12 protein-coding genes and 1 pseudogene are annotated in these 13,802 nt (G+C 63.1%); 7 read left to right on the top strand and 6 right to left on the bottom strand.

Annotation, left to right across the window (positions count from 1 at the left end; translation table 11 throughout):
• Positions 1–5: 5 nt before the first annotated feature.
• Positions 6–1,370, bottom strand: coding sequence for an O-antigen ligase family protein (locus JGU71_RS30420; protein ID WP_199705365.1), 1,365 nt, complete (start codon positions 1,368–1,370; stop codon positions 6–8).
• 10 nt (positions 1,371–1,380) lie between these two features.
• Positions 1,381–2,091: a hypothetical protein gene (locus JGU71_RS16400; RefSeq protein WP_199705364.1), complete on the bottom strand. Its 711-nt coding sequence runs from the start codon at positions 2,089–2,091 to the stop codon at positions 1,381–1,383.
• A 234-nt stretch (positions 2,092–2,325) separates the two neighbouring features.
• On the opposite strand from JGU71_RS16400, the gene JGU71_RS16395 reads away from it, so the two are divergent.
• Both JGU71_RS16395 and JGU71_RS16390 read left to right on the top strand, forming a co-directional pair.
• Positions 2,326–2,961, top strand: a complete 636-nt coding sequence (locus JGU71_RS16395) for a GNAT family N-acetyltransferase (RefSeq protein WP_199705363.1) — start codon at positions 2,326–2,328, stop codon at positions 2,959–2,961.
• Entirely contained in the window at positions 2,958–3,785 is an 828-nt protein-coding gene (locus JGU71_RS16390) for a WecB/TagA/CpsF family glycosyltransferase (RefSeq protein ID WP_199705362.1), read from the top strand. Before JGU71_RS16395 ends, JGU71_RS16390 begins: the two co-directional genes overlap by 4 nt.
• Here JGU71_RS16390 and JGU71_RS16385 read toward each other — a convergent pair.
• Complete coding sequence (locus JGU71_RS16385) at positions 3,745–4,806, bottom strand: glycosyltransferase family 4 protein (protein ID WP_199705361.1); 1,062 nt, start codon at positions 4,804–4,806, stop codon at positions 3,745–3,747. The two genes, JGU71_RS16390 and JGU71_RS16385, sit on opposite strands and share 41 nt — an antisense overlap.
• Before the next feature lie 137 nt (positions 4,807–4,943).
• Between JGU71_RS16385 and JGU71_RS16380 the strand changes: the two genes are divergently transcribed.
• From JGU71_RS16380 to JGU71_RS16370, 3 genes are read left to right on the top strand one after another with little or no spacing between them, the layout of a single operon-like run.
• Positions 4,944–6,359 carry a flippase gene (locus tag JGU71_RS16380; RefSeq protein WP_199705719.1) on the top strand — a complete coding sequence of 472 codons (1,416 nt, stop codon included), beginning with the start codon at positions 4,944–4,946 and terminating at the stop codon, positions 6,357–6,359.
• Positions 6,356–8,347 (top strand): glycosyltransferase, encoded by a 1,992-nt coding sequence (locus JGU71_RS16375; RefSeq protein ID WP_199705360.1) that lies wholly within the window; start codon positions 6,356–6,358, stop codon positions 8,345–8,347. The genes JGU71_RS16380 and JGU71_RS16375 overlap by 4 nt, the downstream gene beginning before the upstream one ends.
• Positions 8,344–9,387 (top strand): glycosyltransferase family 4 protein, encoded by a 1,044-nt coding sequence (locus JGU71_RS16370; RefSeq protein WP_233529518.1) that lies wholly within the window; start codon positions 8,344–8,346, stop codon positions 9,385–9,387. The genes JGU71_RS16375 and JGU71_RS16370 overlap by 4 nt, the downstream gene beginning before the upstream one ends.
• 52 nt (positions 9,388–9,439) lie before the next feature.
• Here the strand turns inward: JGU71_RS16370 and JGU71_RS16365 are convergent.
• Positions 9,440–10,351, bottom strand: a pseudogene (locus JGU71_RS16365) (glycosyltransferase family 4 protein); the annotation flags it as partial.
• A 263-nt stretch (positions 10,352–10,614) separates the two neighbouring features.
• Between JGU71_RS16365 and JGU71_RS16360 the strand changes: the two are divergent.
• A complete protein-coding gene (locus JGU71_RS16360; RefSeq protein ID WP_199705359.1) occupies positions 10,615–11,106 on the top strand; it encodes a hypothetical protein in 492 nt (163 codons plus the stop codon).
• On the opposite strand, the gene JGU71_RS16355 is transcribed toward JGU71_RS16360, so the two are convergent.
• Positions 11,096–12,199: a class I SAM-dependent methyltransferase gene (locus tag JGU71_RS16355; protein WP_199705358.1), complete on the bottom strand. Its 1,104-nt coding sequence runs from the start codon at positions 12,197–12,199 to the stop codon at positions 11,096–11,098. The genes JGU71_RS16360 and JGU71_RS16355 overlap by 11 nt on opposite strands.
• 14 nt (positions 12,200–12,213) lie before the next feature.
• Here JGU71_RS16355 and rfbC point away from each other — a divergent pair, with 14 nt between their 5' ends.
• Positions 12,214–12,765 (top strand): dTDP-4-dehydrorhamnose 3,5-epimerase, encoded by a 552-nt coding sequence (gene rfbC / locus JGU71_RS16350; RefSeq protein ID WP_199705357.1) that lies wholly within the window; start codon positions 12,214–12,216, stop codon positions 12,763–12,765.
• A gap of 1 nt (position 12,766) precedes the next feature.
• On the opposite strand, the gene JGU71_RS16345 is transcribed toward rfbC, so the two are convergent.
• The gene (locus tag JGU71_RS16345) at positions 12,767–13,801 is read right to left on the bottom strand and encodes an NAD-dependent epimerase/dehydratase family protein (protein ID WP_199705356.1); all 1,035 of its coding nucleotides are present in this window, start codon (positions 13,799–13,801) and stop codon (positions 12,767–12,769) included.
• Position 13,802: the final 1 nt, after the last annotated feature.

The following is a 13,802-nucleotide window of genomic DNA, read 5'->3' as shown; positions in this document are numbered from 1 at the left end:
ATAGCTCATGCAGGCGGTGCGGTCCGTTCGTGAGAAGGCAACGCAGCCACCGGTTGGTTGCCGATCGGCAACAACTGCGTCTCCAGTTTCGATAGCCGCCACGCTGCGCCGGCCAGTGCGATCAGCAGCCACGTCAGGTACCAGATCTGCGCGAAACCGGCCGTATCGAGAATCAGCCCGATGACAATCGTCGCGATCAACGATCCCGCAATAGCACTCGACAGTTCAGCAGTCGAACGCGATGCTACCTGCGCGCCTCGAATGGCGAGGATCAGCGGAACGAACAAGAAGACGAGGTAGGACACCAATCCGATCAGGCCGGTTTCCATCAGGCGCGAAAGATATTGGCTGTCGAGGACAGGTTGGTCGAGAGCCGGATACGACCCGACGCCTTGGCCGAACCACAGATGTTCGCGGTAGGTGTCCGAAACGTATCTCGCTCCGACGGCTCGCGACGCGATCGAGGAATCCGACGACGAGTTGGCGAAGCTCGACACGAGCGCTGAGACGACCTTCGTTTGTGCCAGCGCAGCGAGTCCGAGCACGGTGCCGGTTCCGACGAGCAATGCGGCCATACGTTTCACCGGCCACCGCCAGCACATCACCAACACCGCGGCACCGAGACCGATCACGGCCGAACGCGAAATCGTCACCAGCGCACCCGCCGTGAGAATCAGCGTGCACGCAGCCCACGGCATATAACGTGCACCGCGGGCCCGCGCACTGAACGTGACGCCGAGCGCGAGGGGCACGAGTACCGTCAGGACAGCGCTCAGTTCCAAGGGATGTCCCGCGCTGCCCTGTGGACGACTGAGGCCTTCTCGCATCAGATTCGTGACGAGAGTGAACGCTTCTGCCTTCAGGCCGGGGAGCCTAAATTGAGGGGCGAGGTCGATCCCGATGCCGAACTGTACAAGTGCGAACGTGCCGCTGATCGTGCCGCCGAGCACAAGCCCTTTCAAGACCAACTCGAGGGCTCGTCGACTGTGCACGACAGTGATGATGAAGAAAACGACGCTGGCGAGGGTCAAGTCCGCGAAGACGTAACGGTCCGCGAGGACGACTGCTTTCGGTGGCAGGCCGCGGGCCATCGCCGCGCCGTAGGAAACGAGCGAGGCGAGCAGATAGAGCGCCATGGCACCGGTCAGCAGGCGGAGATGTGAGGGCGAGCGTGCTCCTGCGATCCGCGTCAGTACCCAGAAGGCGCCACAGACTGCGAGGATCGCCTGGGCCATGCTCTGCCCGAACGTCAGCGGCACCGTGAATGCCTGCCGCATGCCGAGCAGCAGAAATCCAGCGAGTGCGAGGATGAGAGCTCCCGCATCGGGAAGGTGGCGGTCCCTTACCTGGATCGCTCCGAATTTGCGCACGTCAGGATTGTTATTCGGCTCGACTGTCGGCTGCGGTCCGAGTGCTGGTCGCAGGGCGGGTCTCGTCGGCAGACGCATCGCCGGCTCGCGAGCGGCGGTCACGAAGCCACTCGAGGGTGACCTCCAGAATGAGCAGGAACAAGATCCCGGCGATCAGCGCCGCGCCGAAGTATGCGCCGGCAGATCGAATCGGACTTGTCGCGACCACCTCACCTTGCAACGGATCGGTCGTCGTGATCAGCAGTGCGTTGTTGCGCGGGGGAACAGCGGCGTCGAGCTGGATCTTTTCGAGCCGGGCCCGGGTGAAATCGATCAGTGCAACTGCGCCGCGGCGGGAAGACTCGGGATCGGGCCCGTGGGTGACGATGACAAGTTGCGGTGAAAGCTGGGAGAACGAACTCGAGTCGCCTGCGACCGTGTCTACCGTGTAGTCCGCCGTTGCGCCGGCGTCTTCGACGGACTGCCGTGCCGCACTCGACTGCGCCGCCGAGCCGAGGATCACCGCGAGCTGTGCCATGTTGTTGTTCAGATTGATGAATGGGTTGAGGCCGGCATCCGCGTCTCCACTGCCTGGCGGGATTACGACCACAGCGGCGGTGGACTCGTATTTCGCCGTGGTCGACGTCCAACCGTAGGCGGCCGCTGCAATGGCAAGGAGTATCAGGACGGCGCCCGCAAGGGGACGCCGGACGAGCTTCGAAAGGAACTCGGCGACGGTCAACAGTTTCTCCCTTGTCGGCTGCGTCGGGAATGTCAATGAATGTCGTGATAGTCATGAATCGTTCTGTAGTTCGTACTGCGCACTCGGATAGTAGCCGCAGTACGCTGATCGGTTGCCGAACGCAGGTAGTCTTCCGTTCATGCAGCCTATGCGGCGCCGACCATCGAGTCGACACAGCGCTTCCGTCGGTGCCGATACCGTTGCGCCCGATGCCGTCACGTGTTTTTTCGCCTCGTGAAGGTCGCCCGATCGGCGCATGGCTGGGACACGCCCATCGGCCCGGTTTCGCTCGATGGAATCAGCTACAGTCTGCGGGTTCCGCGAATCGATGACGCCGGACTGTGGCGCGCAGCGAGGTCGGCCGAACGCGATCGCCTCCTTCCAGCCTTCGGACGTACTGATCTGTCCTGGGAAGAGGCGCACGCGCCAGTGATCTGGGTCGAGTCGTGGATGCGTATGCGCAGTGCCGCCAAGCGCGGTGAGGCAATCTTTTTCGTTGTGATCGAAACAATCTCCGAGGTTGCGACGATCGTTGGGGAGGTGGCTGTTGCGGGAATCGATCCGAACTCCGGGAGTGGTGAATTGTCGATTTGGGTAAGTCGACGCGCGACGGCCGAGGTAGCCAAGTGGGCGATCGCCGAGACAGTGTTACGAGCGTTCGATGCGCCATATCGAATTCCCCGTGTGATCGGGCCGATAGCCGTCTCGAATCGCGCTCCGGCGCGTCTGGCTGAGAGTATGGGATTCGTCGAACTAGCGCAGCGGCGGGCGCTTCGTGTGTACAACGGTGAACCTACCGATCACGCACTGTGGGTGTTCGACAACAACGAACGAAACCGAACGAGGATGCGAAACGTCGTGAAGCGATGACAAGAGATCCCGCAGTGCCGCGCATACTCATCGGTGGTACCCCGGTCGACCGATACACCGAGCACGACTTGCTCGAGATGATCCGCGACAGAGTCGCCTCGGGCGACAACCGGGCACTTTCGGTTGTCTCCGTCAATTTGGATCACCTGCACCATTTCGAACGTAGAGGCAACGTGATCGGCGCGACCGACGCACCGTTCGACTGGGTGATGGTCGCTGATGGCGCGCCGATCGCCTGGCGCGGCGGAAGCCTGTCGAAGCAACCATGGCCGCGCGTTACCGGCGCCGATCTGCTGCCCGAGATCGTGTCGATGTGTGAGCGCGAAAAGATCACAATCGGATTTCTGGGTGGCCTTCCCGACGTCCACGATAATCTGACTATCGAGTTCGCCGAGAGATACCCGGCGCTGCAGGTGGCTGGATTCTGGGCTCCCCAGCGGGCAGTGATCGAAGATGCGGAGCAGTCGGCGGCGCTGGCTCGCGAGATTCGACAAACGGGCGTCGAAGTGCTGGTTGTCGGACTCGGAAAGCCACGGCAGGAGTTGTGGATCGAGGAATTCGGGGCTGGGACAGGCGCGAAGGTGTTGCTGCCGTTCGGTGCGTCTGCGGATTTCCTTGCTGGCGCAGTTGATCGAGCGCCGAAGATGTTGCGGAACAATGGATTCGAATGGCTCTTCCGGCTCTGGCAAGAGCCGAGGCGACTCGCTCGGCGATACCTCGTCCAGGGTCCCTTCGCGCTGGCGCACCTCAAGCGCGCGGTCATGGTCGACAGCGAACCGCCGACTACACCGACTTCAACAGCCGAGCAAGCTCCTCGGCCATGATCCCCGACGTGAAACGTTCACGCGCTCGACGGCTCGCGGCATGACCCATCGCGATTCGGCGGTCGTCGTCGGCAAGCAAATTCTTGATCGCCTTCGCGAAGGCATCGACGTCTCCCGGACGGACAAGCACGCCGGTCTCGCCGTCTTCGACGTAGTCCGACACTCCAGGATTGTCGGTGACGACGATCGGCCGACCGCTTGCCATGGCTTCGAGTACAACCGTCAGCCCGGATCCCGTGACGGTCGGATGAAGCGCGACCGCAACGAGGCTCGATCGACGGTAGAGGTCGCGCATGCGACCGTCGAGGCGGCCCGTATGAAGTATTCCGAAATCGGAGGGGAACTCGACGGGCAGTCCGGTTGCGAGTTCGAGCGTGGTGTCGCCATGGGTTTGCCGTACCTGAGCGACGGCAGCGATCAAAAGGGCGTGGTCGCGATAGCGGTCCTCACCAGCGGAGACGACAACGTTACGTTCCTCTGGCGGCGGCTGGACGCTGTAGAAATCGGTGTCGATACCCAACGGCACGAAAGCGAGCCTGGATTGGGGCACACCCCACTCGCGAGCGACGAACGGCAGTATCGGCGCGTTCTGCGACCACACAGCGGCGGCGCGGGGCAAAGCCCGCGCTGCGAACATCGCTTGTGCGCGCTGAGTGCTTGCGCGATCGGTCAGCCAGCCGATACCGGTGACGGTGGGAGCGCTCGAGCGACCGCCGAGCAGGCTCGCTGGTATGCCCGTTCTTTCGTCGTAGCTGAGGACCACATCGGTCTCGGTGAGAAGTCTGTACCTACGTTCGGCAACCGCTTCGATGATCTCCAGGCCACCTGTCCTATAGCGGACCGACGCGGCCAGGCGAGCCGAAACTTTTGCGAGGTCAGCACTACCGAATTCGATGTCGATACCGAATTCGGCGAGCTGGTGGAGACCGTAGGGTGACCGATCGGGAACTTCGCCCCGACCATGACGGTCCCGCCAGGCTTGATCCGAAAGGCCGTGCGGTAGAGGGACAAACGCCTTCATTTCCCCCCAATCCGAAATCGGCCACCGTTGCGGACGATAGTAGCCAAACTGTGCGCGCGGCACGGGGACAGCGGTCCGTGTCGAATCGAAGGATTGCACACGCCTTCGGTCAACAGTTGATCTTTCGCGCATTGGGCATGGTTGCGTCAGTCGTCACAGTCGCGATCACGACCCGACATCTTGGTCCGGTGTCCTACGGGCACCTGACCACGGCGATCATGTTCGTCGGACTGTGGACCAGCCTCACCGAGCTCGGTGTCGGAGCGGTGATCGTGCGCCGAGTCACTTCCGGCGCAGGCGATCTCGGCAGGTTGGTGCGCGTCAATTCGGGTCTGTCGGTTATGTATTGCGTACCTCTCGCATTTCTTGCGGCAGTAACCGGATTCGCGACCTATCGCAGCGATCGTGAGGTTGTCGCGATGGTGCTGATCGTGTGCGGCAGTCTGGCGCTGACGACTCTCGCGTCGTGTTTCGAACCGGTTTTCCTCGCGGAGGTCAGGTTTACGGCCGTCGCTGTATCGGATCTGTTGAGCAGACTTCTGTCCCTCGGTGGGACCGTCGTCCTCGTCGCGATGCACGCCGACCTCGTGTGGTTCGCGGTTGTTCAGATCATCCCGCCGGCAGTGCAACTGATCGTGCAAGGAATCGCGGCATCGCGGATCATCGATTGTCGTCCGGTCTTTGCGCTGTCGGAGAGCTGGGACCTGCTGCGGGAAAGTCTGCCGCAGACCGGAGTTCTCATCATTGCCGTGTTGTACTGGCGTGCAGACGGTGTCATTCTCAGCCTGTTCAGCACAGCGGATCAAGTCGGTGTGTACGGACTTGCCTACACCCTCGCGTTCACGGCTTCGGTTGTATCGACGTTCTTCCTTTCATCGACTCTGTCGACGATGACGCGGCTCTACGCCGCTTCCAAAGACTTGTTCGCCACGTTCGTCGTTCGGAGTGTCGAGACGATGCTTCTCGTCGGACTGCCGGTTGCCGTGGTTGGTGCGATGCTGTCGCATTCGCTGGTCGAGCTGATGGGGTCGAGCGAATTCGTCGAGGACGGCGGACCGACACTGGCACTGCTTTTCGTCGCGGTCGGTCTGACATTCCTGACAGGGGCGATCAGCCAAGCGTTGTTCGCGGCGCACGACCAAGTCTTCCTGCTGCGGCTCAATGTTGCGAACCTCATTGTCAACATCGCGCTGAACATTGCGCTCGCTCCGCATTTCGGTGCGAAGGGCGCAGGCGCTGTTTTGCTCGTAACCGAAGCCACCGGGCTGATCGTCGTCACGTGGCGGCTGTCGCGCCGTTCGCCCTACGCGACGCCGTGGCTCTATCTACTACGTCTGAGTGTGCCTGTCGCAGCCAGCGCAGGTGTCGTTCTCGTTGCGGGAGGACTGCCGGTCCTTGCGACGGGTGCCCTCGCGGCCGCGACCTACCTCGCGGTCAATCTTGTCATTGGACCGGCAACGTTCAAGTCGATCAAGTCGATGCTCTCCGGTGGCGGGGACGCACCCGGCGCAGTTGCAGCCGACGACACCAATCCCGGGAGGATTCAACCATGACGCGGGAACTCGAACGCGCGTATCTCCATGGCCATACCGGGCCGGCGCTACCACCGCAGCCGACACAAGTCGGTGCGCGGCAGCTGGCCGTTCTTATCGTCGCGTACAAGAACCCCGACCTGCTCGAGACATGTCTGCGCGCAGTCGAGACTCATCTCACGGATGTGCGAACGTTGGTGTGGGACAACTCGGGCCTGGACTATCCGGGCATGGCCGAAGTGATTGCACGCCATCCAGATATCGCCTGGTCACTGGGATCGGCGAATATCGGATTCGCAGCCGCTGTCAACGCGTTGGCCGCGCAGGCCTCCGATTGTGATCTGCTGCTGCTCAATCCGGATGCCGTCCTACTGGGGCCGCTGGACGGCACGCGTGCGGCGATTGCGAGTCACGGGGTTGCTGCCGCGGCGCCGCTGGTGATCGATGCGCAGGACGCCACCGACTCGGCCCGTCCGTGGGATGTCGCCCATCGCGACCGTGGCCTCGTTCGAGCGCTGGTATCGAAAGCTGGGTACGCCGAAAAGCTCAGGCGCACAGGATTGTCCGATCTGTATCCCGCGCCGCCAGCGGCTGTCGAGGGTTACCTGACCGGCGCCTGTCTCGCGATCTCGCGTGCCGCCTGGACTGCGGTCGGACCGTTCGACGAAGAGTTCTTTCTCTACGGTGAAGAGACGGATTGGCAACATAGGGCACGTTCGGCGGGCTGGCAACTGAAGCTCATCGACGAGCGCGGTGTCGAACACACCGGGCACGGCACGGTTGCTGGAGATCCGATCGCTGGCATGCGATCACGTGATTTGCTGCGCGCAAACATCGCGCTGAATCTCGAGTTGAACGGCAACGTCCACAAGGCTGATGTCTATCTCGCTGGGACGTCGTTGCTCGATCGTGTGCAACGGTCTGCGCGAAAGGAGCGGGCAGCGCGCCGACGGAAGGGGTCCGCCAAGCCCTCCGTGATCATCACGACCAATCGTCTTGTCTACGGGGGTGCCGAGCGCCAGCACGTGCTGTTGGGCGCCGAGCTGGATCGACGCGGCTACGAGGTGGTGATCGCCTGCATGCAGCGCTTCGGACCGCTCGTTGCCGAGGTCCCGTCGTCCATTCGGGTCGTCCGGCAGCCGTGGTGGGTGCCGGCGATCGATATCGGTGACGGCAAGTCGGTACTCGTCACCGGAGATACGAACACCGAGACTGGTTTCGCAACACTGTGGCGTCGAGGTGGCAAGCAGCGTCGATGGCTGGTCGGATCGCACATTCCGCCCGAAGTCGACGGCCCCACCTACTCGCGCGGACTTGCTGCCGCGATGCGGCGTGCTGACGGATTTGTTGCTCTCTCGCCGCGGCATTGGGAAGAGGCCAACGAATATCAGTGTGTCGGCAGGCGTCACTTCGTTGCGCCCAACGGCGTCGAATCCGTAACTGCTCTCGAGCAGGTCGCGTCACGGCCGCCTGTCGGCGATGTGCCGAAACTTGTCATGTTGTCGCGAATCGTCGAACACAAGAACCCACACCTGCTTGTCGAGGCGCTCGACGGTCTCCGCGAGTTGCCTTGGGATCTCTCGATTTTCGGTGACGGTCCCGATCGGGAGCGGCTGGAAGCGTTGACCCCGAGCGATCTTCGTGATCGGGTGCATTGGCGCGGTTGGTCGCCGGGACCGGAGGCCGCTCTCGCGGACTGCGACTTGCTTTGTGTACCAAGCCGATCCGAAGCCTTCCCGCTCGTCATTCTCGAGGCGATGGCGCGTCGCATACCGGTGATCGCGTCGTCGGTATGCGCGGTGCCGGATATGCTCGATCAGGGTCGCGCGGGTGCACTGGTCGAGGACATCACTGTCGATGGCTGGCGCCGAGCCTTGCGTGGTCTGCTGGAGCAGCCGCAGACGTGGCCGGCGCTCGGCGATCGTGGTTTCGACCGGATGCGCGAGCGTTACACGATCGAGGCGATGGCGGATGCGTACGAGGCGGCAATCGCCGGGGTATTCGCATGACTGTCCGTCGAGTGCTGTGGTTGTCGCCGTGGATGCGCCCTTTGGCCCGCGTGTATTGCGAGGCGCTGGCGGGTGCGGGCATCGAGGTCATGTTGGTGACATCGAATCAACATCCGGAGTCCGACGCTGCCCGACCGTACGAGCGGGTGCTCGACCCTCGTCCGAAGACCCCGAACACGTGGCGGCCGTTCGGCCGTGCGCTCGCCGAGGTTCGGCGGTTCGCACCGGATGTGGTTGTCACAGAACTAGTTCGCGATCCTCGCTGGTTGGCCTTCGGACGACTTGCGCCGCGGGTGCAACTGATCCACGACGATCGGCCTCACGACGCCGGGGAACAGCGCCCTGGGTGGGAGCGGCGCCTGTTCGATCGATGGGGCGAGCGGGCGGCGGCCACCGTCGCATTCAGCAACTATGTAGCCGGGGCGATCGGCGGCGCGGACGTCGTCCCGCTGACGAGCGACCTCGACGAAGCGCTTGTTCCCGCGTTCGTCGATGCCGAAGGCCGCCGTGATGTCGTGCTGATCGGGCGGTTGAACAGCTACAAGAACATCGAGGTCACGATGGCGGCCTGGCGGGCGCACGTCGAAGGACCTGCGTACCGCGGTGACGATCTCGTTCTCATCGGCGGGGGAGACACCGACGTCGACCTTCCGCCGAAAGTGCGATGGATCAAAGGTGCGTATTCGTACGCGGACGTACTTCCGGTGCTCAGCAGGGCCAAGGCGTCTGTCGTGCACTACAGGCGCGCAACACAGAGCGGCGTGCAGGTATTGGCTATGCAGGTCGGGGTCACTCCGATCGTGTCGACGGAGGGTGCGTTGCCGGAGTTTCAGCCGCCTGGCGAGACCCCGATCGGTGTCGACGACGTCGCTGGTCTCACGCGGGCGTTCGACCAGCTGGCCGATCCGTACGTCGCGAGTCGTCGCGGTGCGGCGGCGCAGGCGCATTATCGGCAGAATTTTGCAGCCGACGTATCCGCAGCCGCATTGACGGGCGCACTCGATCGCGCCGTCGTGTCACGAGCTCGATCCATTCGCTAGCCAGAGCGTTGTACCAGACTTCGATGTCGAAGTCTGCGGCACGCCTGCGTGCACCTTCGGACAGCGTGTGCCGCAGGTCCTCGTCTGTCGTGATCTCGGCGAGGGCCGCCGCCAATTCGTCAGGTTTTCCCGGTGCGACCAGAAGTCCGTCGACTCGGTCGGTGACGGCCTCCGGTATGCCGCCGACAGGCGTTGTGACGGGAACGACGCCATTCGCCATGGCCTCCAGAATCGCCATAGGCAGGCCTTCTTCGTAACTCGGGAGTACGAAAACACTTGCTTCGCTAAGTAGTCGGTCGCGCTCGACACTGTCGACCCAGCCGAGCACGGATACCGTAGAACCCAGGTCGGCTGACTGTATCGCCGCTCGGACCTCGTCGATCTCGCCGTCGCCCGCCAGCGCTACATGCATCCCGGCTCGGATTGCCGGGGAGAGAAGTTCGATTGCACGCACGAGGTCGTAGCTGCCCTTTCGGTGGCCCAGCCTGCCGAACGACACGATCTCGATAACGCCGGATTCCGGTGCGGCGGTAGGACGGACGTCGGCAAGTTTTACCGGGTTGTACAGAACCCGGACCATGCCGGGCGGCAGGTCCAAGCTTTCTAGATACTCCTCGGCGAGGCCATTGCCGAGCACCAGCCAGCGGTCGGCAGGCAACGCAGCGCGGACGAGACGCGCGGCAGGCTTGGGAATCCGTTCCATCCAGCCTGCGAAGTCGAAGCTGTGTCCGTGGACGATCGCAGGTACACCCGACAATCGGGCGGCAAGTAACGGCAGCGATTTTCGTGCGACGCTGCCACCGTGAGAGAGATGCAGATGCACGATGTCGACGCGGCGAAACAGGACAAGGAACGTTGCTTGGATCATGCCCAACATTCCGACGCGCAGTCGCGTCGGTGTGGACGCATCGACGAATGTGGGAACCACACGAATGTCGAATCGAGGGTCGGGGTCGTCGAGCATCAGACGCATCACGGTTGCCATGCCACCTCGGCTCTGCGCAGAGGCAGGAGCGGGGCCAACGAGTAGAACGCGAATACGATCGGTCACGAGTGGCAAGTCTAGGCGGACAGTATTGTTGCGGGATGCCTCTTGCCGCCGCAGCGCAATTGCGGTCCTTTGGCGTGATCGGTCCTGTCGTCCTACGCTGGTCGCTTCGCATGGCACGGAGAAACCTGCGCGTCCTCCGCGCGCGAGGCAACAGGTGGCCCGTGCCAGGAGAAAGTGTGACTTCGATCAGCGGTCGCATCCTGACGATCGGCGAGCTGACCAGGGACCGAGTCGCGACGCTGTGCGATTCTCCGGACCCGGAAATTCGTGCGGTCGCGCGTTTGTATCGCGATCGCCCGGGGCGCTACCCGATGGCCTTCGTGCTGTTGTTCGACGACGTGTTGGGTGGACTTGTTGTATCCCGCCTGGACCAGGGCACTGCCACAGCGGACGTCGATCTGCTCTCTTATGCCTCCGACCACAGTGTGGTAGCCGTGAAATTAGTTGCGCAGCAGATTGTCCCGATCCTGACGAAGCGCGTTCGCACGCTGCGCAGGATTTCCTGTGCGATCCGTGACGACGACGACGTGGCGGCGAACGGGTTGGCCGCTGCAGGTTTCGAATCGGAAGGTTGGGCACCGCCCTATCTTTGGGACGATGTCGGCGCGGCAGGTGCACACCGCGAGATGTGGACGTATTTCGTCGACTCCTCCGACGTCACCCCCTGATCGGTCCGGCAGGATCGTCGATAAGCCATCTTCCGTCGAGCTCTGGAAATCGCCGACTCACTTCGCCGATGAGGTCGGGCAGGGTCAGTAGCACGGCGTCTGGGTCCGCTGCGACGAGCTCGTCCGGCGAGATGATCGGGATGTCGGTCCCCGGCATCCGCCGGCCTTGCTTGGAGGGTGACGCGTCCGCGACAGCTGTCAGCAGGGTGTGATCGAGCCTCGCGAGGCTGAACAGCGCGACGGCCCGCGATGCGGCGCCGTAGGCGTAGACCCGCTCACCTGCCGCTGCTCGGTCGACCAGCCAGTCGCGCAACGAGTTCGAATGTGTGTCAGCCGCTGTTTGCAGACTGCGAACTCCATCCGCGTCATCTATGCCTGCAGCCTGCTCACGTTCGAGCACCGACCTGATCGAACTGTCGGCGGCGCGAGCGGTGTCACGAACGGCAGCGATCAGCACCGTCCCCCCGTACAGGTCGAATTCCCATGCCGTGACTGCACGGAGACCGGCGTCGTCGAGCAGTCGGACGAGAGCTGTCAGCGAGTAGTAGCCGAAGTGTCCGTGCCGCAGGGCATTCCACTGTCCGTCGGACACGATCGTCGCTAGGGAGTGATATTGCAACAACAGGACGCCGTCCGGTTGCATTGCCTCCGCACGTCGGCGAAATGCTGCGCGCTGGTCGGGCTCGTGCATGATGCCGAAGCAGTCGAGCACCACGTCGGCAGGGGAGTTCGGTTGTGCAGGAAAGAATCCCCGTGCGGTGAGCAACGGCAACCAGGTACCGCCGTGCGGACTCCCGAACTCGGTCACGGCGTTGCCTCGAAGGAATCCCGATGTGGCAACACGTTCCACAGCATCGGCCGCCTGGTCTTTCAGCGCCTGCGGTTCGACACCGCGCGGCTCGTCGGTGACCGTGTCGTCGTCGGCGAGTTGGGCAAGTCGACAGATGACGCAGAAATCCATCGCAAGAGGATGGCTCGACTCCGCAGCGTCCACCGCCCCCGAAGCCAAGGGAAAGTGGTCTGCAGCGGGCACGGATCCGAGGTCGAGTACGCGGCGGAGTTCGAAGCTTCCGCATCCCCTACAGGCGCTCATGGCAGGATTGTTCCATGCGAGTCGAGACTTCCGAACTGGCCGATGTTCTCGTGTTCGTGCCAGAGCCGTTTCAGGATGCCCGCGGATTCTTTACCAGGACGTTCGACGCCGACATCTTCGACGCCGCGGTCGGGCGCACCGGTGCCGCGGCGTCGTTCCTGCAGGATTCGCAATCCCGATCCGTGCAGGGCGTGGTTCGTGGAATGCACGGCCGCTCGGGCCGTGGCGAAGCCAAACTCGTCCGCTGCGCGCAGGGTGCCGTTCACGACGTGCTCGTCGATATTCGGCGCGATTCGCCGACATTCGGTGTGCAGCAAGCTTTTCTGCTGGACGATACCGAGTTCAGGCATCTGTACGTACCGCCTGGGTTTCTGCACGGCTTCCAGGCGCTCACCCCGACCGCCGACGTCTGCTATCGCATCGACCGTCCACACGATCCTGCCGAAGACCTCGGAGTCGCCTATGCGGATCCCGACCTCGAGATCGCCTGGCCGCAGGCAGTGACGGTCGTGTCGCCGCGCGACGCAGCCGCGGGGAGCTGGGCCGAACTGCTCGAAAAGGTGTGACTCACTCACCTGACGAGGTGTTGATCCGACGCATCGTGTCATCGAGAATTCCTGCCGCCTTGAGCTTTTCGAGGTGCGGCAAACGAGTGAACCGCTTGAAGAAGTCGTCGCTCGACAGTCCGGCCGACGTGTATTCCTTGTACAACTCGACCGCACCTTCGGGAATTGTCCACTGCGCTTCGAAGCCGAGTGCGTTGCGCATGGCGGAGAAATCAACGCGGTAGGAGCGAGGATCGGCACCGCTTTCCCCGGTTATGAGGAGTTTCGAGTTGGGGACAGCGTCGACGACCGCCTCGGCGATCTGTGCGACGGTGAGGTTGTTCTTCTCTGTTCCGACGTTGAATGCGACGCAGTTGATCTTGTCGACGGGAGCGGTGAGGCAGGTGGCGAACGCAGCTGCGATGTCCTGGGCGTGTACGAGTGGTCGCCACGGTGTGCCGTCCGACAGCACGCGGACATCACCGGTCAACACCGCATGGCCGACAAGGTTGTTCAGGACGATGTCCGCGCGTAGGCGCGGCGAGAAGCCGAAAGCTGTTGCGTTGCGCAGAAATACCGGTGTGAAGCCCGAATCGGCGATCGCGGCGACGTCGTCCTCGACACGAACTTTGCTTTCGGCGTATGGCGTCAGCGGCCGTAGCGGCGCGCTCTCGGTGACGAGTTCCTCACCGGCGGAACCGTATACGGAACAGGTGGAGGCGTAGAGGAAGCGGGCGACCCCGGCGTCCTTCGCAAGCTTTGCGAGCCGGACCGACGCGTGATGGTTGACGTCGTAGGTGATTTCGGGGGCGAGGGCGCCAAGCGGATCGTTCGACAGCGCCGCAAGGTGAATCACGGCGTCGAAGCCGCGCAGCTGATCGACCGTGACGTCGCGCAGATCCACTGCGAGACCTGGCGGGTCCACCGGTGCCGGTCCGAGGATGCACTCTGCGAACAGCCCGGAATCGAGGCCGACGACATCGTGCCCCGCCGCCTGCAGAATCGGCACCATCACAGTGCCGAGATATCCCTGATGACCGGTTACGAGAACCCGCATG

Source organism: Antrihabitans stalagmiti, assembly GCF_016482825.1.
Classification (GTDB): Bacteria; Actinomycetota; Actinomycetes; order Mycobacteriales; family Mycobacteriaceae; genus Antrihabitans; species Antrihabitans stalagmiti.
Note: the sequence above shows the minus strand (reverse complement) of the source record. Positions and strands in the feature narration are given on the sequence as shown.

What these genes read in the sequence shown, in the direction of transcription:
- JGU71_RS16390 (WP_199705362.1), top strand. Translation starts at nt 2,958, where the DNA reads ATGACAAGAGATCCCGCAGTGCCGCGCATACTCATCGGTGGTACCCCG.
- JGU71_RS16385 (WP_199705361.1), bottom strand. Translation starts at nt 4,806, where the DNA reads ATGAAGGCGTTTGTCCCTCTACCGCACGGCCTTTCGGATCAAGCCTGG.
- JGU71_RS16380 (WP_199705719.1), top strand. Translation starts at nt 4,944, where the DNA reads ATGGTTGCGTCAGTCGTCACAGTCGCGATCACGACCCGACATCTTGGT.
- JGU71_RS16375 (WP_199705360.1), top strand. Translation starts at nt 6,356, where the DNA reads ATGACGCGGGAACTCGAACGCGCGTATCTCCATGGCCATACCGGGCCG.
- JGU71_RS16370 (WP_233529518.1), top strand. Translation starts at nt 8,344, where the DNA reads ATGACTGTCCGTCGAGTGCTGTGGTTGTCGCCGTGGATGCGCCCTTTG.
- JGU71_RS16355 (WP_199705358.1), bottom strand. Translation starts at nt 12,199, where the DNA reads ATGAGCGCCTGTAGGGGATGCGGAAGCTTCGAACTCCGCCGCGTACTC.
- rfbC (WP_199705357.1), top strand. Translation starts at nt 12,214, where the DNA reads ATGCGAGTCGAGACTTCCGAACTGGCCGATGTTCTCGTGTTCGTGCCA.
- JGU71_RS16345 (WP_199705356.1), bottom strand. Translation starts at nt 13,801, where the DNA reads ATGCGGGTTCTCGTAACCGGTCATCAGGGATATCTCGGCACTGTGATG.